General features: G+C 58.9%; 22 protein-coding genes and 2 pseudogenes. 14 read left to right on the top strand and 10 right to left on the bottom strand.

All coding sequences use genetic code 11. From position 1 onward, the window contains the following. Positions 1-10: 10 nt before the first annotated feature. On the bottom strand, positions 11-256 hold the full coding sequence (locus tag FXB40_RS03300; RefSeq protein WP_187436635.1) for a universal stress protein: 246 nt from the start codon (positions 254-256) through the stop codon (positions 11-13). 97 nt (positions 257-353) lie between these two features. On the opposite strand from FXB40_RS03300, the gene FXB40_RS03295 reads away from it, so the two are divergent. Continuing rightward, complete coding sequence (locus tag FXB40_RS03295) at positions 354-683, top strand: hypothetical protein (protein WP_148770784.1); 330 nt, start codon at positions 354-356, stop codon at positions 681-683. A gap of 404 nt (positions 684-1,087) precedes the next feature. Here the strand turns inward: FXB40_RS03295 and FXB40_RS49820 are convergent, their stop codons facing one another. The 3 genes from FXB40_RS49820 to FXB40_RS03280 all read right to left on the bottom strand — a co-directional run bounded on the left by FXB40_RS49820 (position 1,088) and on the right by FXB40_RS03280 (position 2,272). After that, positions 1,088-1,549 carry a PRC-barrel domain-containing protein gene (locus FXB40_RS49820; RefSeq protein WP_148770783.1) on the bottom strand — a complete coding sequence of 154 codons (462 nt, stop codon included), beginning with the start codon at positions 1,547-1,549 and terminating at the stop codon, positions 1,088-1,090. Continuing rightward, positions 1,543-1,959: a hypothetical protein gene (locus FXB40_RS03285; protein ID WP_148770782.1), complete on the bottom strand. Its 417-nt coding sequence runs from the start codon at positions 1,957-1,959 to the stop codon at positions 1,543-1,545. Before FXB40_RS03285 ends, FXB40_RS49820 begins: the two co-directional genes overlap by 7 nt. Before the next feature lie 133 nt (positions 1,960-2,092). Further along, positions 2,093-2,272 carry a hypothetical protein gene (locus FXB40_RS03280; protein WP_057836313.1) on the bottom strand — a complete coding sequence of 60 codons (180 nt, stop codon included), beginning with the start codon at positions 2,270-2,272 and terminating at the stop codon, positions 2,093-2,095. Positions 2,273-2,565: 293 nt separating this feature from the next. Here FXB40_RS03280 and FXB40_RS03275 point away from each other — a divergent pair, with 293 nt between their 5' ends. After that, a complete protein-coding gene (locus tag FXB40_RS03275) occupies positions 2,566-2,790 on the top strand; it encodes a hypothetical protein (RefSeq protein ID WP_148770781.1) in 225 nt (74 codons plus the stop codon). 310 nt (positions 2,791-3,100) lie between these two features. On the opposite strand, the gene ku is transcribed toward FXB40_RS03275, so the two are convergent. Both ku and FXB40_RS03265 read right to left on the bottom strand, forming a co-directional pair. Beyond that, the gene (ku, locus tag FXB40_RS03270) at positions 3,101-3,970 is read right to left on the bottom strand and encodes a non-homologous end joining protein Ku (RefSeq protein ID WP_148770780.1); all 870 of its coding nucleotides are present in this window, start codon (positions 3,968-3,970) and stop codon (positions 3,101-3,103) included. Positions 3,971-4,034: 64 nt separating this feature from the next. Then, a complete protein-coding gene (locus FXB40_RS03265) occupies positions 4,035-4,520 on the bottom strand; it encodes a DUF2267 domain-containing protein (RefSeq protein ID WP_246207330.1) in 486 nt (161 codons plus the stop codon). Positions 4,521-5,080: 560 nt separating this feature from the next. Between FXB40_RS03265 and FXB40_RS03260 the strand changes: the two genes are divergently transcribed. The 3 genes from FXB40_RS03260 to FXB40_RS03250 all read left to right on the top strand — a co-directional run bounded on the left by FXB40_RS03260 (position 5,081) and on the right by FXB40_RS03250 (position 6,970). Then, positions 5,081-5,641 carry a type 1 glutamine amidotransferase domain-containing protein gene (locus FXB40_RS03260; protein WP_148770779.1) on the top strand — a complete coding sequence of 187 codons (561 nt, stop codon included), beginning with the start codon at positions 5,081-5,083 and terminating at the stop codon, positions 5,639-5,641. Between the two features lie 218 nt (positions 5,642-5,859). Continuing rightward, positions 5,860-6,294 carry a PPC domain-containing DNA-binding protein gene (locus FXB40_RS03255; protein ID WP_148770778.1) on the top strand — a complete coding sequence of 145 codons (435 nt, stop codon included), beginning with the start codon at positions 5,860-5,862 and terminating at the stop codon, positions 6,292-6,294. Between the two features lie 331 nt (positions 6,295-6,625). Further along, the gene (locus FXB40_RS03250; RefSeq protein ID WP_148770777.1) at positions 6,626-6,970 is read left to right on the top strand and encodes a DUF5335 domain-containing protein; all 345 of its coding nucleotides are present in this window, start codon (positions 6,626-6,628) and stop codon (positions 6,968-6,970) included. Here FXB40_RS03250 and FXB40_RS03245 read toward each other — a convergent pair. Further along, entirely contained in the window at positions 6,921-7,238 is a 318-nt protein-coding gene (locus tag FXB40_RS03245; protein ID WP_148770776.1) for a hypothetical protein, read from the bottom strand. The two genes, FXB40_RS03250 and FXB40_RS03245, sit on opposite strands and share 50 nt — an antisense overlap. A 156-nt stretch (positions 7,239-7,394) precedes the next feature. Between FXB40_RS03245 and FXB40_RS03240 the strand changes: the two genes are divergently transcribed. Further along, positions 7,395-7,820 carry a DUF3775 domain-containing protein gene (locus FXB40_RS03240; protein WP_148770775.1) on the top strand — a complete coding sequence of 142 codons (426 nt, stop codon included), beginning with the start codon at positions 7,395-7,397 and terminating at the stop codon, positions 7,818-7,820. A gap of 331 nt (positions 7,821-8,151) precedes the next feature. Continuing rightward, positions 8,152-9,012, top strand: coding sequence for an SDR family oxidoreductase (locus tag FXB40_RS03235; RefSeq protein ID WP_187436633.1), 861 nt, complete (start codon positions 8,152-8,154; stop codon positions 9,010-9,012). A 169-nt stretch (positions 9,013-9,181) separates the two neighbouring features. Here FXB40_RS03235 and FXB40_RS03230 read toward each other — a convergent pair whose 3' ends face one another. Then, the gene (locus FXB40_RS03230) at positions 9,182-10,228 is read right to left on the bottom strand and encodes a zinc-dependent alcohol dehydrogenase family protein (protein WP_148770774.1); all 1,047 of its coding nucleotides are present in this window, start codon (positions 10,226-10,228) and stop codon (positions 9,182-9,184) included. 10 nt (positions 10,229-10,238) lie between these two features. Then, positions 10,239-10,493, bottom strand: a pseudogene (locus FXB40_RS50095) (hypothetical protein); the annotation flags it as partial. Between the two features lie 449 nt (positions 10,494-10,942). On the opposite strand from FXB40_RS50095, the gene FXB40_RS03220 reads away from it, so the two are divergent. Continuing rightward, positions 10,943-12,037, top strand: a complete 1,095-nt coding sequence (locus FXB40_RS03220; protein ID WP_347339743.1) for a lactate/malate family dehydrogenase — start codon at positions 10,943-10,945, stop codon at positions 12,035-12,037. Positions 12,038-12,197: 160 nt separating this feature from the next. Here the strand turns inward: FXB40_RS03220 and FXB40_RS48940 are convergent, their stop codons facing one another. Next, the gene (locus FXB40_RS48940; RefSeq protein WP_246207327.1) at positions 12,198-12,332 is read right to left on the bottom strand and encodes a hypothetical protein; all 135 of its coding nucleotides are present in this window, start codon (positions 12,330-12,332) and stop codon (positions 12,198-12,200) included. A 323-nt stretch (positions 12,333-12,655) separates the two neighbouring features. Between FXB40_RS48940 and FXB40_RS03210 the strand changes: the two genes are divergently transcribed. From FXB40_RS03210 to FXB40_RS03185, 6 genes and pseudogenes are all read left to right on the top strand, one after another. Next, a complete protein-coding gene (locus FXB40_RS03210; RefSeq protein ID WP_246207324.1) occupies positions 12,656-13,189 on the top strand; it encodes a DUF1931 family protein in 534 nt (177 codons plus the stop codon). 14 nt (positions 13,190-13,203) lie between these two features. Beyond that, the gene (locus tag FXB40_RS03205) at positions 13,204-14,019 is read left to right on the top strand and encodes a universal stress protein (protein WP_148770772.1); all 816 of its coding nucleotides are present in this window, start codon (positions 13,204-13,206) and stop codon (positions 14,017-14,019) included. Positions 14,020-14,056: 37 nt separating this feature from the next. Then, on the top strand, positions 14,057-15,739 hold the full coding sequence (locus FXB40_RS03200; RefSeq protein ID WP_148770771.1) for an FAD-dependent oxidoreductase: 1,683 nt from the start codon (positions 14,057-14,059) through the stop codon (positions 15,737-15,739). A gap of 345 nt (positions 15,740-16,084) precedes the next feature. Continuing rightward, positions 16,085-16,537, top strand: coding sequence for a hypothetical protein (locus tag FXB40_RS03195; protein WP_148770770.1), 453 nt, complete (start codon positions 16,085-16,087; stop codon positions 16,535-16,537). A gap of 129 nt (positions 16,538-16,666) precedes the next feature. After that, positions 16,667-18,130, top strand: a complete 1,464-nt coding sequence (gene zwf / locus FXB40_RS03190; protein WP_148770769.1) for a glucose-6-phosphate dehydrogenase — start codon at positions 16,667-16,669, stop codon at positions 18,128-18,130. A 208-nt stretch (positions 18,131-18,338) separates the two neighbouring features. Then, positions 18,339-19,422 (top strand): annotated as a pseudogene (locus FXB40_RS03185) (glycoside hydrolase family 15 protein). Positions 19,423-19,548 lie beyond the last annotated feature (126 nt).

Here is a 19,548-nt window from a genome sequence, read left to right as displayed (position 1 = left end):
GTGGTACCGGTCAATGATGCAGGAGTCGTGAGGTCGTGCTGCCTGGCAACAATTCGTGCAGGCGCGAGTGGCCATAGCTGCCCATCACGAGAAGGTCGGCGCCTAGCCGCCGGCATTCCTCGATCACGATGTCGGCAATTTCGTCGTCCACTCCGACCGCGCGATACTTTACCGCGTTGATGCCGTGATGCCGCAGATGCTGCGCGGCATCGTTGCTCCTCAGCGCATCGGTCTCGGCCGGACGTTCGTTTTCCACCACGAGAAGCCAAACTTTCCTCGCTCGCTGCAGATAGGGGAGGGATTCGGACAAGAACGCACGCAGATTCCCGGCTTCCGTTCCAGGCAACCACGACATGATCGAGGGGCGCCATGGTTTTCTTGTCCTCCGGAACCAGAAACAGATGACGTCCCGCGCCGTCGAGGAGTTCTTCGATCAGACCCCGCGGTTCGTTTGGTTGGCCGTTCGGGCGAAGCGCCACGAAGGTATCGCCGGCTCGTGCCAGGAGCGAAGCAGTATCGGCGGCGTCGCGTTCGCCTTCCACATCGAACCGCCGGAGGAAGGTTGGTTGCTGCAACCACTCCAGCCGCTGCAGTACCGTTGCTTCGACGGCGTCGCCGGCCTTCCTTGCATCGTGCAGCAGTTTTGCCGGTCCACGGGACCCTGCATCCTGGACCACACCTGATATAGCCGCCGGCAAGACGTTGAATAGCAGCCCGGTGATATGACTTTCGAAAGTTGCGGCGATCCGGCTGACAGCGGCCAGCCGCGCGAAGTCTCCTGCTGTCCCATCCAACCGAACCAAGATGTCCTTGATTGATCATAGTGAGCTCGCAAGACGTCGCTAGCTCGCCGAAAAAGAAGGGCCGCTCGGATTTCGCCGGCGGCCGAAGTCTGGGGAGAAGACAAGACCCCGGGGAAGGGGCACCGGCAGGAGGATACTGCCGATTATGCAAGACTACGAATAGAACGGAGCCCCGCATTGACAACGCTCAATTTTCGCTCAACCTTCGTGACCCGGTGGGCGGATGCTTCGCTGCGTGCTCGTGGAGCGCTGGGCCTCGTCTACTGATCGGTGCGCGACCGTGATCAGCGCTTGGACGAGGACGCCTGAGGTTGCGCGTTGTACAGGTAAACAGGCAGTTTATCCAATGCCGCGCGATTTGCTCCCGGAAGCACGATGAAGCCGCGCGAATCGTCCAGCTTCAAACTGTTGAAGGGAACGGCGACCAGGCGGGGTCCGGCGCCGATGAAGTCGCCCACAGAAAGCACGGCAAAGACACGTCCATCCTTGCTGAAAATGAAATCGTTGATCTTTCCGATCGTCTCGTTCTTGTCGTTGACGATTGTCTTCAACTTCAGCGTCTCCGCGGGATAGCCGTTCGCGACCTCGTTGACATCAAGCGTAACCAGCCCGACTGGTTGCGCCGCCGAGTATTGCCCCGGCAAACAGCAGAGGACAACGGCAACCGCAGCAAGCCACGGCGAAGGAAGCCCTCCTTGGGGAGGCTTCCGTCGAGTTCCGTAGAGGCGTTTGCGCGTTACTAGCATGGGGGTGCGGTGCCGGTGCCACAGCTTGAACGACGGACGGTGTTCTCGCAGCTCGAGCCGCTGGTCGTAGGCTCCCCTGCACTCTCGGTCACGAGTTTCGTGTCGGGATTGATGAACACGATCCGGTCGGGCAGCTTCACAAAGAGAAGGCTCGTGACCTCCGGCACCTGATCGGTGACGTTGTTGGGAAGCGCTTGCGCATTCATCGAGTCCGGCTGCTTGCTTCCGACCTGCGGTTGCGTGCTGCCGGGCGCGGACTGCGATGGCGAGGCCGCAAGTCCCTGGCTAATTATTTGTTGCTGACTCGATGTCAGATCACCTCGGGCGGTATCGGCCTTCTGGGCAGCGGCGAAACCTGCGCTGCCAAGAAGTGCAAGGGTGACGGTGACTGCACAAAGAGGTCTCTGCATGGTGTTATCTCTTGGATCGGGACCCGGCGTCGTGCGTCGGCCATTGTACTCGCAAGGAAACGGCAAGGCGGCAGGCCTGGAGACCATCGCCAAGATTTGCGGGAATTGAATGATGGAGCGCAAATCGCCAACGCTAGGCCGTGTGCGGTGGATCCAGATATGTCGGCGTCTTCTTCGCGCGTTGCGGCGTCATTTTTGCCGGCGATGGCTTGCCGGGAACACCACGAGGTCCAAGCAACTCCTGCTGGATGTCATCCTCGGTTTTGCGTGGCAGTCCATCATCAAGTTGGCGAGGTTCACCGAATATCAGCATCTTCCCACTCCGGATTTCCTGCTTAGTCTAGGAGAGCTCAATTTAGTCCAGGAGACTTCAATGGGCGTTGACGGTTGTCAACCGACCAATCGCTTTTTAACGACCATCGGCCGGCTTTGGCAGAAGGCAAGGTAAACCGGAAGATCGTTCCGCCGCCGGCGTTTGGCTCGTAGCGCAGCGTGCCGCGACCAGAGGAAAGATAATCAGCAGCTACGTAAAAGTACTGACTTTCCGACTGCGTCGGACTCTTAGTAGTTACCAGTCAGTGAAGTCAAAGCGAATTGAGGCGCTGCATGCAGGACATTCAGAAGCGGATCGATGAGATAGAGATCCAGGCGGCCGAATCGGCCTTGATTGCTGATCTGGCTACGGATTATGAGGCGCGAATCTACAACGGCAGGCTGGCGCGGCAGCTTCGTGAGGTTGCGGCGGACCTGCGTAAGCAGGCGCAAATCACAGGGAACGCACCGTCTTTCGCGGGCACCGTCGGGCCCTCGTCTGACGGTCGTGCTCGGTAAAGGTCCCGTCCGCCATGCGCCATCGATCAAAGCCACACCGTTTTGAAGACCAGCTAGCGGTAGCAAAGGAGCGGCTGCAACAAGAGGTCGCGAAGCTGCCTACTGGTTCCGAAAGGGATGTATTGGTCAGGAAACTGAGCCAGGTTGATACAGCTGAACGCATGAATGCGTGGCTATCGCGGGGCTTGTCGACGCCGACACGAGTTCCGTGGGCGAGCGGAACGCGGAAAAATGCGCCGAAGCGATAGATTGCAGGATTGGTCATCGGAGACGATGCTAAGTGCCCTCGCAGGTATCGCTGCGACGCCAATTAGCTTGCCTTCCTGGCCCGCATCGACGACCGTTTCGCCGCGACTTGCTTGGATCTCCTAGTGACATGCTGATGATGCGCTAAAGGCGTGCTGCGGCCATCTCCTGCGCTCTGGCGCAATGCATCCATCAGGTCAATAACCTCAGCCGAGGGCCGCTCCTTTGGTTTATCGATCTTTTCGCCGCGTTGTTTCCTCTTAATTAACGCTCGCAGGGCTCGCTCGTAGTGATCTTCAAATTGTTCGGGATGAAAGTGACCAGCCTTCATCGCGACTATTTTCCTCCCGAGCTCAAGCATTTCTCTCGGTACTCTCTCCTCTGGCAGATCACCGAAATAATCCCTCTCGTCCCGGATTTCGTAGGGATATCGCAGCGTCACGCCCACCAGGCCCTTGCCACGCGGCTCAATCGCCATCACATGTTCGCGCGTCGTGAGCACCACCCTGCCGAGCGCTACCATACCCTCTTTCCTGATTGCCTCTCTGATGACCACGTAGGCCTGCCGGCCGATGTCTCCCGCCGGGGTCATGTAGTAGGGACGGCTCAAATAGAGATCGTCAATCTCGCTTCGTGGCACGAACTGGTCGATCTCGATTGTATGCGTCCCTTCGATCTCGATCGTCTTGAGCTCATCCTCGGTGAGGGCGACATATTGCCCCCTACCGGCTTCGTAGCCCATGACGATGTCTTGCGGGTCTACCTGCTTGCCCGTCTCGGCATCAAGCTTGCAGTATTTGATCCGGTGCCCGGTCTTCTTGTTGATCAGATGAAATCGGACTTTCTCGCGGTCAGAGATCCCCGGAAACAGCTGGATCGGACACGATACTAGCGACACACGCAGATAGCCCTTCCAGTAAGCACGTGGGCCCATCAACCTCTCCATTCGCAGATCTATCGTGTGTCAGCTAGTTGCAACGAATTTCTGGCTGGGCTGCCTACTTTGCGACAGGGCCAGACGACGCCCAGGTGACTGGCCAAAGCGCGCGGATCTCCTTCGGCAGAGACTGAACTACGTGGCCGATTTCTCCTGCGGAGACATGGTTCTCGAGGGTCTTGAAGACGGCACCTACAGCATCTTCGCGGTCGACGAGCGCTGTGTTGGGGAGGCGCGTGTCAATCCAGGCTAGGAATTCGTCCCGCGACCGAATCTTTTCCGGCTTCCGGGCCGGACGCCATGCCTCGTAGTAGATACCACGTACTAGCATCGGGAGTTGTTCGCCGAGATGAGCCGCCTCATCCGTTGTCAAGCGGTCGCGGAGGCAATGCAGCACCACTCGCAACGCCTGATAGGCCTCGTGACGATCGGAGCCTAGCATCTCTCCGATTTCCTTGAGCCACGTGTTCGTCTTGTGAAGCGTTTCGTCAAACACTTCTAGGCCGGTCAAGCTCATGATCACACCTTCCGGATTGAATGCGGACATTCCGAATGCGGGTCGAGCCCGAGTGGTCGGTCACGACCCCCAAAGCTTTAAGATTTTGCGCGCGACCGCCTAGGGCGCCTTGATGGGCGTCAATTCGGAGCATTCGTCCAGACCGTAAGCATTGCGGAGTGACGGCCTTGCAAAGAGTTCTAGGTCTCACCCGGCCTGCCCGTCCATAAGCGACGCAGTCAATGTATGCGGAACGAGGCTGCACGGATGCACAGGTGAATTATTTTTATCCTCAATTGACGAGTATCAGCATTTTCGTTCGGAATTTAGAGGGTTGGCTGGAATGCTTGAGGGGAGTGAACGATAACCCCCGCTGGGGACCACTGGAAAGATGCCCATGCGCAACCAAACTCCGGCGACCGTTGGCTTTGTGCTCGACGCAACAATGGGATGGCATCTACCGCGGCCATCAAAAGAGTGATGATCTAGCCACTGCCAGGACAGTCGATCGCTTCGTACCGCAATCAGATAAAAAATTGCGCGTTTGAAGCCGCAGGAACGATAGGGCGAAAAGCCGATTGATAGGGGAGTTCTTCTGAAGGAGTTTCCTGATGGACCTGAAAGACAAGAAGATCGCGATCCTGGCGACCCATGGCTTCGAACAATCCGAACTTGAAGTGCCTCGCGACCGTTTGAAGAAAGCGGGTGCAACCGTCGAGGTGATTTCGTTGGCTACCGGCGAAATCAAGGGGTGGGACATGAAGGACTGGGGTCGGCCGGTGAAGGTCGACAAGTCGCTCGATCAAGTCTCATCGTCGGACTACGACGCGATCGTGCTACCGGGCGGGCAGATCAATCCCGACCTGCTCCGGGTCGAACCAAGAGCCCTCAAGTTCATCAAGGAGATTTTCGACGCCCAGAAGATCGTCGCCGCGGTCTGCCACGCACCGTGGCTGTTGATCGAGACCGGGATCGCGAAGGGACGGATGATGACGTCCTACAAGTCGATCAAGACTGACGTCATCAATGCCGGTGCGAAATGGGAGGACTCCCAGGTCGTGGTCGACCAGGGCGTGATCACCTCGCGCAACCCCGGTGACCTCGAAGCGTTCAGCGCGAAGATCATCGAGGAGGTCAAGGAAGGCCGCCACGTCAGGCGGAACGTAGCCTAGCCACCGTGTGTCGGCTGTTGTGGTGCAATAGTAGCCGAAGCGGGAGCGACCGCGTCTCGCCGGGGCCCCTTGCGCCCCGCTGTGGAATCGCAGGAGTCACTAATGACAACGGTCCGAAAGATACGAATTCACCGCCATGGCCAGAACGACGTCGTTCGGGCCGATCAACTGAGCAGTCGCAGCCGGACGTTAGACCCAAACGCGCTCGGGAATCAGAGATGAAAGCAAAGTCGGTCACTGTCGGTTCGGAGCGGACCTTTGTCCTCGTGCTCGACCAGGGAGAGGAGGCGTTCGGGGCGATCACCGATTTCGCGAATGAGGAGCAGGTCAGCGGCGCCGCGGTGACGGCGATCGGTGCCTTCGCGCATGCCGAAGTTGGCTGGTTCGACCTCGCGGCCAAAAGCTACAAGCGCATTGCTGTCAACGAGCAATGCGAAGTCCTTAGCCTGATCGGCGATGTGGCGGAGAGCGATAGCGGCAAGGCCAGCCTTCACCTTCACGCAGTGCTTGGTCTGCGGGATGGCTCGGTGCGCGGTGGTCACTTTCTGTCAGGTTCGGTGCGGCCGACGCTGGAAGTCACGATCAACGAAACAGTCAAGCATATGCGGCGGAAAAAGCGCCCCGATCTCGGGATCGCTCTCCTCAATCTCTGAGCGGGAGGATGAATCAGCCCATTGATTCATTGCATTTCTGTCAGCGATCGAGGGTTTGATCGCACTTTGACTCAGTCGTTGCTGATGCGAAAGAAATTAGTGAGGTACTGGAGATCTTCTGCAGCGTCTTTCACCGAAGACGGCGTCGAACTTTGCTATCGCGCGATAGATGACAAAGATCACTTCTTGAGATGATTGAGCTTGGGCTTTGACGGGATGCGTTGTGTTGGCAGGGCAAATTTCGTGGAAAATTGATCGTTGTCAGCGCGTAGAAACGGGCTGCCGGTTACTGGCGTCGGGAATCTGGCGGAATCTAACTCGGAGACTCCGAATGAAACTCGAAAAATCACAGTGGAGCGTCTATTTCGATCTCATTTCGAAAGCACTGGGCGGCAAACGTGCCGAGATCGAGGTGACGTCGCTTAAGCTCGGTGATCAGGTCGAGGCGCACTGGCTACCGTTCTTTGGGGTTTCCTATGATCCAAAGGACGACCTAATCTCGCTCGTGCTCGAAGGACATGACCATCTGATCCACAAACCCAGAGAAATATACATCGAAGGCGAAGGTCTGGAGTTTACCAGCCTTGAGATTATCGACGCGGACGGCGTGCGTCAGATCGTCGTCCTCAGAGATCCTCTGATGCTGCCGGCGCCATCTGCGGTAAAGGCGGGCTGATCTTCCACCAATTCAAAGAAACAAACGAATGCTCATGCTTTGGAGCGCGCAGAAATGCCGCGATCATCCAATCGGGCGTCTGCTCGCGATCAGAGCCGAGTAGCATATGCTCAGGCGTCATAGTTTCAAACGGCTCTTCGCACAAGCGAAGTTCAGAACGGATGCCGCAGAAATAGCCCGATTCAGCCGCATCCGGAATCATCAGTTCGGGAGCGATCGAGCGCCCCCGACAGTGCTGCAAGACGAAGACAGCTCCGACCTCAGGCATTCAACTCCACGAACCTGTCAATCGATCGCAATAGATGATTGGCGGAACGTGCCGCTCGGGCGGATCGGCAAGCGGCGCATTTCCGCGGTATCACGCCATGGATCATCTCGTGGTCCGGCGCGTTGATCGAAACGCCCGCAACTAAGGGAGCAAGCGATGTCCGAGCTAACCGTTTCACGCGAAAAGGTCAGCTTTCTGATCGAAAAAGCGCATGAGTTTGATGTCAAGGACCTGCCGGCCGATGAGGAGTCCGGATCGAATCCTACTGATGATGCTGAAGTCGACGTTTTGCAGGACGATGGTTGCGACGCTGTCGCTGCCGAGATGGCGAGCTTCATCAGGGCCTTGAACGAGGACGAACAGATCGACCTTGTCGCGTTGATGTGGCTCGGACGGGGCGATGGCACGATTGAGGAGTGGGAAGATCTGCGTAGCCAGGCGGCTGAACGGCGAAACGGATACCGCAACCCGCGTTGGGAGACCGCGCGCTACCTGCTCGGCGAACCGCTGTTGGGCGATTTCCTGGCCGAGGGCCTGGACAAGTTCGGAATATCCTGGGTCGATGAGGCGCCCACGCCCTAATAGGCACATTCGACAGCTGAAATGGGTATGACGCGATGATGGATGCCGGTACGCCGACAGCAGAGGTGAGGGAAATACGTGATAGGGATCAACTTCCTTTGTCCACGAAAGCCGAAGGATACACTTGCGATGTTGACGAGCGTCAAGGTTCAATTTGGCGCTTGTTTAGAAATTTTATCGGCGAGGCATGACACTTCGAGAGGCGAGAGTGGGAAGCGCCAATAAAAAGCTAACGCGCTCTCGATGTCTTAAAAAATCAGAGGCGCGCCCATGCGATCAAAAAGAGACTTGCGCCCTATCGATGGCGGTTAACGCGAAAGAGGAGATATTTATGTTGTCTGACTATCCGAAGCCGCCTTACCCCAATCAGAAACAGCCCGCACCCGGTTGGACCGCCAAGATGGATCCGCGTCCGGATCATGGCGAGCGTAGCTACAGGGGCACAGGTAAGTTGAAAGGCATGCGGGCTGTAATCACGGGCGGCGACAGCGGCATTGGACGTGCGGTGGCAATCGCCTATGCGCGCGAAGGTGCCGACGTCCTTATCGCCTATCTAATCGAGCACGACGATGCGCAGGAGGTCAAGGCGTTGGTCGAGAAAGAGGGGCGCAAGGGTATCTTGATCGCCGGCGACATTAGTGATCCCGAACATTGCCGCTCCATCATCAAACACGCTGTCGACGAACTTGGTGGCATAGATATACTTGTCAACAATGCAGCCCATCAGGCGACATTCGAAGACATCAGCGAGATCAGTGACAGGGAATGGCAACTGACCTTTGAGGTGAATATCCACTCGATGTTCTATCTAACCAAGGCGGCGGTGCCCCACATGAAGCCCGGCAGCGCAATTATCAACACTACGTCGATCAATGCGGACGCGCCGAACCCGATCCTTCTCGCCTATGCTACCACCAAAGGGGCGATCCAAAACTTCACCGGTGGTCTTGCGCAGATGCTCGCCAAGAAGGGTATCCGCGTCAACGCCGTGGCGCCCGGACCGATCTGGACGCCGCTGATCCCATCGACCATGCCAGAGCAAGCGGTGAGGAATTTCGGCGAGCAGGTCCCAATGAAGCGGGCAGGGCAGCCTGCCGAACTTGCAACGGCTTTTGTTATGCTGGCGGACCCGCTGTCGAGCTACACTTCAGGAGCGACTGTTGCGGTGACGGGCGGAAAGCCGTTTATCTGATCGCTCTCTTCATCCATTTCATCATCCATTTCATCCATTCGGGAACCTTACCAACAAACTGCCTTCAGCCCTCGGTGGCGAGTCAATTCGCGCAGGGAGCCGAGCTCTTCGGCTTTTTGCGCGCCATCAATGTCGCACCGCCGTCAAGCCTGTCTACCTAGATTATCTGTCAAGCTTCGGTTACTGAGATGATGACCTTGAGAGCGTTCGTCTTGGTCGCCTCGCCGAACGTCGCATAGGCGTCCATGATATTGTCGAGCTTGAAGTGGTGCGTGATCAGTCGCTTGGGATCGATCTTGTGTGATTGTACAGTCTTGAGCAGCATCGGCGTTGTGACGGTATCGACGAGTCTTGTCGTGATCGCGATGTTACGGTCCCAGAGGCGTTCCAGATGCAGATCTACCTTGACGCCATGGACGCCTATGTTAGCGATGACGCCACCAGGCGCCACGATGTCCTCGCAAGTGAGAAAGCTTGAGGGAACGCCGACGGCTTCGATCGCGGTATCGACGCCACGACCGTCGGTCATCTTCATGATTTTCTCAACTGCCTTGCCGTCCCTATTGTTTATTGTTGTCGTCGCACCGAAGCGGGACGATATTTCGAGCCGGTTGTCGTCAAAGTCGATCACTATGAGTTCCGACGGTGAGTAGAATTGAGCCGTCAGCAACGCCGCAAGCCCGATCGGGCCGGCTCCGACGATCGCGACGGTCGCGCCGGGTTGAACCTTGCCGTTGAGCACGCCGCATTCGAACCCGGTGGGCAGGATATCGCTCAGCATTACTAATGCTTCCTCATCCGCTCCGGCGGGGATGCGGTATAGGCTGGTTTCGGCAAAAGGAATGCGGACATACTCGGCTTGGGTGCCATCAGTCGTATTGCCGAGGATCCAGCCCCCGTTGACACAATGCGAGTACATTCCGCGGCGGCAGTAGTCGCATTTTGCGCAGGACGAGATGCAGGACACGATCACGCGGTCGCCGGCCCGAAAGGCGGTGACGGCGGCGCCGACTTCTTCGATGACACCGGTGCCTTCGTGCCCAAGGATACGGCCTGGTGTACAGGTCGGCACGTCGCCTTTGAGGATATGCAAATCTGTGCCGCAAATCGTCGTCCTAACGATCTTGACGATAGCGTCCGTTGGCGCGGCAATCGTTGGCTTTGGGCGATCCTCAAGCGCCTTCTTTCCGGGGCCTTGGTATACCAGCGCCTTCATAACCGCTCTCCTACGTTGAATTTTGCCAATCGGGTGAATCGTCTCGAGCATCAGGCGATACCCTAGTGCCACCGGTGCCATCCTCGCCACGCTGCGCCTGGACATCGTCGCGTTTCATTGCAGAGAGCAGGCGAGTGGTCAGAACCGCGCCGGGCGCTCCGATCGGACATCCGCTGGCAACGTCACCGCACTCGACCTTGACGACATCCTGAGCGAGCCCAAGCTGCCGCAGGGCGATGGTGATCGATGCAGAGGCCTCATCTCGATGCGTACAATCTCGCCAACCCGATCGGGCGCCTGCCCGACGAAAGGATGGGGCCGAGGCCCGACGTGCGTAGCGAAAACTAAGACTGTTACTTCCTAGATTCCTTGATAGCCATCAATTCGTCCGTATTATTCGGTGCGCAGGAGGGAGCTAGGGACTATATGCTTGTTCATCACAGGCTGTGGGATTGCGACCGACCGCGCCCAAGCTGATCGACATCACTGTTTACGGAAGACGCATTAAGCCTGCGCCGATTGACATTCGAGGCGCTCGTGAGAGGACTTGACGATGGTCAATGCTTGAAGCCGTTGCGCAGTTCATGCTTCTTGCGGTCCCAGCAGCGAAGGAAGTTTCTATGCGGCTCGGGAAAAAATGCATCGCTCTTGCGATACTATCCGGCACGCCCGCTTCCGCCTAAGCCGGTCTGTCCGGGTTTTGTTCCGTAAAGCATGCGGAGATTGTATCCGTATGAAGCCTGCTCAGACATTTTGATGGTCTTGATTGTTAAGTCCTCGAACGCTAGCGAACATTGCGAACCGGCGTTCACGCGATCGACAAATAATGCACTCGTGTTGGGGCATCGCTTGACGGTCCCTTTGGAACGCAGGTTCATCATGAAGGTCGGAATCGTTGGAGCAGGCAGGGTAGGGTGTTCCTGTGCTCTTGCCATGGTGGTACGGGGGAGTGCCCGGACGATTGTGATCGTGGACCGAACGCCTAAGCGGGCGAGGGCGGTCGCCACCGATCTTCGTTACGGAGCGCCGCTCGGCCCAAAGACCACCATTGTTGATGGCGACTATGAAGAGCTTGCCGACGCTCAGCTGGTCATGATTGCCGCCGGCATCAATGAAAAGGCGGGCGGCGCCACCGACCGCAGCGATCCCCAGGGTAGGTTGCGGTTGCTCGACAAGAATGCCGAGATTTATCACGAGATCGTTCCGCGCATTGTGCACGCCGCGCCTCGCGCGGTGATATTGGTCGTGACCGATCCGCCGGATCCGCTCGCCGATATTGCGCGCGCAAGCGTAAGCCATGATCGCGTGCTAAGCACTGGTACGTTTTTGGATACATTGCGTTTCCGCGTTCATCTGGCGGCGCATTTCGGCATCGATGCCAATCAGGTAGAGGCGCAGGTGGTCGGCGAACATGGGATCTCGCAGGTATTCCTCTGGTCAAGCGCCCGGATCGCCGGCGTGCCGGTCGGCGAGCTCGTCGGACTTCGTGGCCGAGTGCCTCACAGTTTGCGCAGGCAGATCGAGGCAGACGTTCGTTACGCGAATATCTCTATCATCGAAGGCAACGACGCGAGCCAGTTTGGCATTGGTATCGTTGCGTCGCGGATCGCGGAAATTGTTCTTCGCGATGAACGAGCGGTGATTCCGATCGGCAGCTATAACGACAGATTTCGCGTCACTCTCTCACTTCCAAGCGTCGTCGGGCGCGAGGGAGTGCTTCGGATTTTCGAGCCGGAGATGTCCGTCGAGGAGCAGCGGGCGCTGGAACTGGGCGCTGCTAACTTAAGGAGGTCGCTAGGTCGTCGGTAGACGGGAAGCATATTGTCGGGCTGCAGCGCCGGACGCGAAATGCGCCCGGCATGCCAGAGCTGATTGAAGATCAATCCGTCAGCCTGGTCCGCCGCTCTCATGACCTGACGCCATGCCTCCACCTGCTTGTGGCGTCGATGCCGGGAGTCCAGGCGTAACCCTAGCCTTGCATCGACAGCTGGGTTGCCTCGCTCACGATCAGGGCTGCAGATGCACGCTGCGCGTAGTAACAGGCCGCGAGGGAGCTCGGCACGTTGCCCGGTTGGCGCGCCCGCGAGCGGGTCAACGACGCCATGACCATTCGATGCGGCAGCCTGAAAAGGTCCCACCGGTACGGCTGGAACAGCGTGTTGGTGTCCGCAGTCTGCCTGACGCGAGGGCTGCCGCAACGGTGGTGGCCTCGTCTATCTTCCCTCCTTTGGAGGGTAAACCCGCATTAGGACAGCCGCACGATGGTGACCTGCGCTGAAGTGCACACCACTATGATGCTGCAACATCGAGGAAGGCGCCGTGATAAAGATCAATTTCATGTCCGTGCGAGAAAATCGCGCGAAACTGACGACCATCAAGGGGGAGGCCGGCCTGCGCACGGCATCATGAGGCGAGGAGACCGCTGCCATGATGATCGCCGCCGTGCAATCGAACCAGCCGCTCACCAGCCATGTTATGAGCGTGGCGAGATTCGAGCGATTTTTTCGAATCGTCGCCAGCCTCGATGTCGACAAGCAGGACCTCAAGCGCTACAGCGATTTCGTCAACCAAAAACTTTATGATCTCCTGCTGCGGGCCCAGGCGGCCGCCAAGGCGAATGGCCGTGTGCTGTTGGAGCCGTTCGACCTGCCGATTACCAAGGGACTGCAGGAATGCATCCATGAATTCGAAAGGCTCGACGAAGAGATCGAGTTGCGGCCGATCCTCGACCGCCTCGCCACGCGCCCGCCGCTTGACCTTGCTTACGGTGAGGATATCGAGACTCGCCTACCGGACATCGCGGGAGGTCTGAGTGTCGCGCTCGCGCATACGTTCAACATCATCGATCCCGGGCTGAAGAATCCATCGAGCGAGCACTGGCGGAAGTGCTTTCGTATTTTCGATCTGCTGCTGCAGCTGCGCGAACGGCAGAGTAGCCAAACATCGCGACGGCTGTCGTGAGCGAGGAGAGAGCGATGATCAGAGATGTGATGGTGTGGCTGGACGGTGGCGCCTCCGATGAAATTCGCCTAGCAGCCGTCGCCGATATGACCCGGCGGCTCGAGACCCGCGTGGTGATCGGGTTGTATCTCAACGTTCTGCCATTGCCGGGGCCGATCGAGGGCGACACCACCGCCGCGATCGTCGAGCATGCGCGCGAAACTGGCGATGCGATGGAGGAGGCGCTAGCCAAGCGGCTGCGAATGCTGGATCGGGTGGTCGAGATCCGGCGGTTCGATGTCCTGTCCGACGACGTTGCCAAAATTGCCGCGCGAGAGGCGCGCTCCGCCGACACCTTCGTGGCGCTTCGTCCCAATGGCGCGATGGATCCTGAGAAGCTCGTCGAAGGCGTGCTGTTCGGCTCTGGTAGGAACGTCTATCTCGTTCCCGAGACGGAGCGGCCGAAGATCGCCTTCGACCGCATCATGGTCACCTGGAACGGGAGCCGGGAAGCGGCTCGTGCGCTTGCCGAAGCGATGCCATTTCTGCACAAGGCGGAAAAAGTGTCGGTCATCGTTGCGACCGGCGAAAAGCCTACCGAGGAGGAAGCCGTGATGGGGATCGATGCCGTCAATCATCTTCGGCATCATGGAATCGAGGCCAGCCTGCATCGCATCAAGTGCCGCTCCAGCGAAGTCGGGCCACAATTGATGGCGGAGGCCGAGCGCCGGAAGGCGAACCTTATTGTCATGGGCGGATATAGTCATATGCGCCTGCTCGAGCGGCTGCTCGGCGGAGTGACCTACAGCCTATTGCATGAAGCGCCTATCCCGCTGCTGATGGCGCACTAGGAACACGTGGCACCTTGCCCCGACAGCGAGATTGCAGATGCCGACGATTGATAGCCGCCGCGAGCAAATGTTTCCCAAGCTTACGGCACATGAAATCGATCGTCTTCGTCGCTTCGGCACGGTGCGGTACTACCATGCCGGCGAAGCGCTGTTCGTGACCGGAGAAGTCGCGCCGGGCATGTGTGTGCTGATCAAGGGCTCGGTGCGCGTCGTCAGGCGCGATCCGCTAGGCCATTGCGCCCCGATTGTGGAGCAGGGACCCGGCGAATTCGTCGCCGAAGTGGGACAATTGTCAGGCCAGCCTGCCTTTGTCGATGTTCACGCTATCGACGATGTCCAAGCGCTCTTGATCCCGCCGGAAAATCTACGCGCGTTGATGATTGGGGAGCCCGAACTCGGCGAACGGATCATGCGGGCTTTGATCCTCCGCCGCGTCGCGCTGGTCGAGGCCGGCGCCGGTGGTCCGGTCCTAATCGGCGCGGAATCGAGCCCTGACATCGTGCGTCTGCAAGGCTTCCTCGCCCGCAATGCGTATCCACATCAATTGCTCGACCCAGCAAAGGACGCCGACGCGGCGAAGCTTGTTCAGCAATATGCTCCAAATCCGGCAGACCTGCCGCTTGCCGTGTGTCCGAAAGGAACGATCCTGAAAAATCCGAGCGAGGCAGAGCTGGCGCGCGCGCTTGGAATGGTGCCGATCGACGACGAGAGCCGAACCTATGATGTCGCGGTCGTAGGCGCCGGCCCGGCGGGCCTTTCGACGGCGGTCTATGCGGCATCAGAGGGCTTGTCGGTCGTCGTCTTCGACGCCCGTGCCTTCGGCGGGCAGGCCGGCGCCAGCGCGCGGATCGAGAACTATCTCGGTTTTCCCGCCGGCATTTCCGGCCAGGCGCTCACCGCCCGCGCCTATGTCCAGGCCCAGAAATTTGGCGCGCGGATGGTGATCCCAGCGGGCATATCGCGGCTCGATGTGAGCGGCGCGCCGATCACGCTGTGCCTGGGGAATAGCCGGCGTGTGAGGGCCTCGACGGTGGTGGTTGCGACCGGCGCCCGCTACCGTCGCCTCAACGTGCCGAATCTACCGAGTTTCGAGGGGCGCGGCGTTTGGTATTGGGCTTCGCCGATCGAGGCACGCCTGTGTCGGGACGAGGAGATCGTTCTGGTCGGAGGCGGAAATTCGGCGGGCCAGGCCGCCGTATTCTTGCGCAACTTCGCAAAAAAAATCTGGATGCTGGTCCGTGGACCAGGCCTCGCGGAGAGCATGTCGCGCTACCTGATCGACCGGATCGCGAATCTCGACAATATCGAGGTGCTGACTCACACGGAGGTGGTCGCGCTTTATGGCAGCCGGGAAGGGCAATTGGAGCGCGTACGCTGGCGCAACAGCTCGACCGGCGAAGAAACTGAGAAGCCGATCCGCCACCTCTTCCTCTTCATCGGCGCGGACCCGGCAACGGCTTGGCTCAAGGACGCCGGGATCGCGTTGGACAGCAAGAATTTTGTGCTGACGGGATGGGACATTCCCTCCAGCATCCGCTCGAAGAGTGGGGCTGGCCGCCCGCTGCTGCTCGAAACCAGCGTGCGCGGTGTATTCGCCGCCGGCGACGTCCGATCCGGGTCGGTCAAGCGCGTGGGTGCTGCGATCGGTGAGGGGGCCGTCGTCGGCGCGGAGCTACACATTGCGCTTGCTTGCCAACGGCCAGGCTGCAATGGCGCTTGAGGTGCGACGCGAGGGGAACGAAGCGCCAGTCAAGACGCGCACGAAGCCGCCAAACGCACGTACAGTCCCATCACCGCGGTGAACGGCGGAGTGCCGAGATGTAGCGCGGCCACGACTTGCGATGTTGACCGTCGCAAGGTCGGCACCGGTGGATCGGATCCGATCTGTTCGGACATCGAGCTGCCGCCGCAGCTTCGAGCAGCTGTTCGAATGCGATCATGAGAGCCACCATCCCCGGCGGTCGCGATTTCCAAACAAGCCACCAATATCTTGACGGCGGTCAAGGGATAGCTCGGCGGTTTGCGGCATCATCGGTCGGGTCAGGAAAACCAGCGGAGAAAATCCATGTGCGACTACAGCCTACATGCCGTTACGTCACGCCCAGCAAAGGTTGGAGAGAGTTTGGTGTCGACCAGCTTCTGCGGTACATCGACCCGCGGCTTTGCCGCCAAAGACGAACCCACTGTCGCCATTTGTCTGCTGCCCGGCACTGAGCTCGGATTCGAGCAGGACGTGAGATACAATCGCAACTGGTTGTTGACCAAGAGCGTAGGCTTCCGTGTCGCCCAATTCTGCGTGATCAAACCGAAACCGCCAAAGCAGCACCACGATGGCCTGCTGTTTCCCGACGGCACCATCGTTCTTGTGAATGTCCTGTCGGAAGGACAGCATGCTCGGGTGCTTCAATTGCCCGCCACCCGGCTGGTAAAGGAGAGGGGGGCTCACGCTGAGCACGCTTCTGTCTATTCGGCCGAGCAGGATGACCGCGTTGAAATCGAACCTGCTCAGCAGGCCTGATAAGCCTGGGGCGGATAATTGGTGTCGCTCCCGCCCCAGGCGCAGAGGGCGACGTGATATCGTTAACCCCACGGTCAGCCGTTTGTGAGAAACTTCCAGCCCGAGCAGTAGCCGCAATCCTGCGCCCTTATCATCTTCGGTGTCACGGGAGACCTGACCAACCGGCTGGTGATCCCTTCGCTTTACAATCTCGCGGCAGCCGAACTATTGCCGGAAAGATTCTGCGTCGTCGGCGTCGCGCGCTGCGGCATGTCGAACGAAGCGCTGCGCGAGAGCCTAATGAAGGGCCTGCATCAGTTCGCAACCCGCCCCGTGGAAGACAAGGTCGCGAATCGCCTGCTAGAATGCATCACCTCTGTCGAGGCCGATCCCAGCGACCACCCTTCTTTCGACCGTCTCAGGGAGCAGCTTGAACGGCTGGAAGCCGCGCGCGACATAGGGGGCAATCGGCTGTTTTATCTGGCGACACCGCCGGATGCCTTCGCACCGATCGTGCGCCAACTCGGCCGTCTCGGCTTGTTGAAGGAGGATCGCGGCGCCTGGCGGCGGCTCGTGATCGAAAAGCCGTTTGGGACGGATGTGGCATCGGCGCGCGCGCTGAATGCGGAATTGTTGAACATCCTCAACGAGCACCAGATCTACCGAATCGATCATTACCTGGGCAAAGAGACCGTCCAGAACATCCTGGTGCTGCGCTTCGCCAACGGAATGTTCGAGCCGATCTGGAACCGCCATCACATCGATCACGTGCAGATCATTGTGGATGAGCAGCTCGGCGTTGGCCACCGCGGTAGCTTTTATGACGCGACCGGCGCGCTGCGCGACATGGTACCGAATCACCTGTTTCAACTGTTATCGCTGATCGCAATGGAGCCGCCGAGACATTTCGACGCCCATAACGTGCGTTCGGAAAAAGACGGGGTGCTGGCGGCGATCCAGACCCAGAGCGAAGAGGAAGCGCTGAAAAACTCCGTGCGTGGCCAGTACACTGCCGGGAAAATCGGCGACACCGAGATCCCGGATTACCGAAAGACTCCGGATGTCAGGCCGGACAGCGCTACGGAGACTTACGTTGCGATGAAACTGAACATTGACAACTGGCGCTGGGCCGGCGTCCCCTTTTACCTGCGCACGGGCAAGGCGCTCGCCACGAAGCGCACGGAAGTGGCGATCAAATTCCGCGAAGCGCCGTTTGCGATGTTTCGATACACGCCCGTCGAGCAACTAGCTGAGAACTATCTCGTCATCTGCATCGAGCCGACCGAAGGCATCACGCTGCAATTCAACACCAAGGTGCCAGGACCTGTGATCAGGATCAACGGCGTACAAATGAAGTTTCTTTACAAGGATTACTTCAAGGCCGAGCCCGCGACGGGCTATGAGACCTTGATCTACGATTGCATGATCGGCGACAACATTCTTTTTCAACGCGCCGGCGGCGTGGAAGCCGGCTGGCGGACGGTTCAGCCTTTCCTCGATGCCTGGAAGAGAGTGGGCACCAAAGGGTTGGAATTCTATCCTGCGGGCAGCGAGGGGCCCCCGGGCGCAGTCGAGCTTTTGAAGCGCGATGGCCGAAGCTGGCGGAAGCTCTGAAGGCGATGCGCTTGCGGAAACAGCCGCCGAGCGGTTGTGGCCAAGGATCCAGTGTTGACCGCGATACGGTTGATCCGCTTACTCATCGCTTATCAAGGGATATGAGCACCAGCAGTCTTCGAGCAGGCTGGGCTTCGAAAGGGAATTTAGGGATTATATCTGAGAGCGGCAGCGCGGGCAGCGCGCGCAGACCGGGCCGGAGGCGTGCATGGCGCTCAAGATCGAAGACTATGCGATGATCGGCGATTGCAAGGCAGCAGCCATGGTCGGGCGCAACGGTTCGATCGATTGGCTGTGCTGGCCGAGATTCGATTCGGCTGCGTGCTTTGCCGCCCTGCTTGGCGAAGCAGAAAATGGACGGTGGCTCATTGCACCGAAGGATGAGCCGATCGAGACCCTGCGGTGCTACCGCGCAGGCACTTTGGTCCTCGAAACGGAATTTCGAACGAACGGTGGCAGTGTGACGCTTATCGATTTCATGACACCGGGAGACCGCGCCGATCTTGTGCGCATCCTTGTCGGTCGACAGGGGCGAGTCGAGTTTCACTCCGAGCCCATCATGCTGAGATATCTCGCCAGCGCTTGGCGCGAGCCTGATCAAGGCATTTGGGAGGTACGCGGCGAGCGACAGCACTTCGTCCATTCGAAGGCCATGGCCTGGGTTGCGTTCGATCGTGCCGCGAATGAGTTCGCCGCCGAGGGAGCTATCGAGGCATCTCGACATTGGCGAGCGGTCGCCGACGAGATCCACGCCGACGTGTGCGACCGCGGCTTCGACCGCGATATCGAAAGTTTCGTGCAGGCTTATGGCTCGAAACGACTCGACGCTGGTCTGCTGCTGATACCGCTAGTGGGCTTTCTGCCTGCAACTGATCCGCGCATGAGGAATACAGTGCGGGCCATCGAAAAAAGACTGCTGGTCCAGGACGAGTTTGTTCTGCGGTATGAACGCGCAAATCCCGGTGACGGCCTGCCCCCGGGAGAAGGAGCGTTTCTGGCGTGCAGTTTTTGGTTGGCTGACAATTACATTCTGCAGGGCCGCTATTTGGAGGCCCGCAAGCTGTTCGACCGTCTCCTCTCGCGTCGCAATGACGTGGGATTGCTCGCCGAGGAATACGATCCGTTCGCCGGCTGCATGCTGGGCAATTTTTCCGCAAGCCTACAGCCATGTGGGTTTGATCTGTTGCGCCTTGAATCTCACCCGGGAGACGTGCCCTGCGGAGGATCGCGCCGAGCCGCAGCGCCCGGCGACGCGTCCAACTGCGCAAGCCGAGGCGGAGCCGGAACGCTGAACGGGCCCACCGGCAATGCCAACCAGCCGTTCTGGTTCCTCGAATACGATTTTTGTGCTGCTGCCGGTGGCGAAAGCGGGCAATCGTCAAAGAAAAATATCGCCGCTTGAGGTGAGGTGTTTCAGC

Origin of the sequence: Bradyrhizobium rifense, assembly GCF_008123425.1 — a bacterium.
Taxonomy (GTDB): Bacteria; Pseudomonadota; Alphaproteobacteria; order Rhizobiales; family Xanthobacteraceae; genus Bradyrhizobium; species Bradyrhizobium rifense.
Note: the sequence above shows the minus strand (reverse complement) of the source record. Positions and strands in the feature narration are given on the sequence as shown.

Coding starts and splice junctions, on each gene's coding strand:
- FXB40_RS03295 (WP_148770784.1), top strand. CDS start 354: ATGATCGAGGGGCGCCATGGTTTTCTTGTCCTCCGGAACCAGAAACAG.
- FXB40_RS03235 (WP_187436633.1), top strand. CDS start 8,152: ATGTTGTCTGACTATCCGAAGCCGCCTTACCCCAATCAGAAACAGCCC.
- FXB40_RS03210 (WP_246207324.1), top strand. CDS start 12,656: ATGATGATCGCCGCCGTGCAATCGAACCAGCCGCTCACCAGCCATGTT.
- ku (WP_148770780.1), bottom strand. CDS start 3,970: ATGGGCCCACGTGCTTACTGGAAGGGCTATCTGCGTGTGTCGCTAGTA.
- FXB40_RS03220 (WP_347339743.1), top strand. CDS start 10,943: ATGCGGAGATTGTATCCGTATGAAGCCTGCTCAGACATTTTGATGGTC.
- FXB40_RS48940 (WP_246207327.1), bottom strand. CDS start 12,332: ATGGCGTCGTTGACCCGCTCGCGGGCGCGCCAACCGGGCAACGTGCCG.
- FXB40_RS03260 (WP_148770779.1), top strand. CDS start 5,081: ATGGACCTGAAAGACAAGAAGATCGCGATCCTGGCGACCCATGGCTTC.
- FXB40_RS03275 (WP_148770781.1), top strand. CDS start 2,566: ATGCAGGACATTCAGAAGCGGATCGATGAGATAGAGATCCAGGCGGCC.
- FXB40_RS03285 (WP_148770782.1), bottom strand. CDS start 1,959: ATGCAGAGACCTCTTTGTGCAGTCACCGTCACCCTTGCACTTCTTGGC.
- FXB40_RS49820 (WP_148770783.1), bottom strand. CDS start 1,549: ATGCTAGTAACGCGCAAACGCCTCTACGGAACTCGACGGAAGCCTCCC.
- FXB40_RS03205 (WP_148770772.1), top strand. CDS start 13,204: ATGATCAGAGATGTGATGGTGTGGCTGGACGGTGGCGCCTCCGATGAA.
- FXB40_RS03245 (WP_148770776.1), bottom strand. CDS start 7,238: ATGCCTGAGGTCGGAGCTGTCTTCGTCTTGCAGCACTGTCGGGGGCGC.
- FXB40_RS03250 (WP_148770777.1), top strand. CDS start 6,626: ATGAAACTCGAAAAATCACAGTGGAGCGTCTATTTCGATCTCATTTCG.
- FXB40_RS03265 (WP_246207330.1), bottom strand. CDS start 4,520: ATGTCCGCATTCAATCCGGAAGGTGTGATCATGAGCTTGACCGGCCTA.
- FXB40_RS03200 (WP_148770771.1), top strand. CDS start 14,057: ATGCCGACGATTGATAGCCGCCGCGAGCAAATGTTTCCCAAGCTTACG.
- FXB40_RS03240 (WP_148770775.1), top strand. CDS start 7,395: ATGTCCGAGCTAACCGTTTCACGCGAAAAGGTCAGCTTTCTGATCGAA.
- FXB40_RS03230 (WP_148770774.1), bottom strand. CDS start 10,228: ATGAAGGCGCTGGTATACCAAGGCCCCGGAAAGAAGGCGCTTGAGGAT.
- FXB40_RS03195 (WP_148770770.1), top strand. CDS start 16,085: ATGTGCGACTACAGCCTACATGCCGTTACGTCACGCCCAGCAAAGGTT.
- FXB40_RS03280 (WP_057836313.1), bottom strand. CDS start 2,272: ATGCTGATATTCGGTGAACCTCGCCAACTTGATGATGGACTGCCACGC.
- FXB40_RS03255 (WP_148770778.1), top strand. CDS start 5,860: ATGAAAGCAAAGTCGGTCACTGTCGGTTCGGAGCGGACCTTTGTCCTC.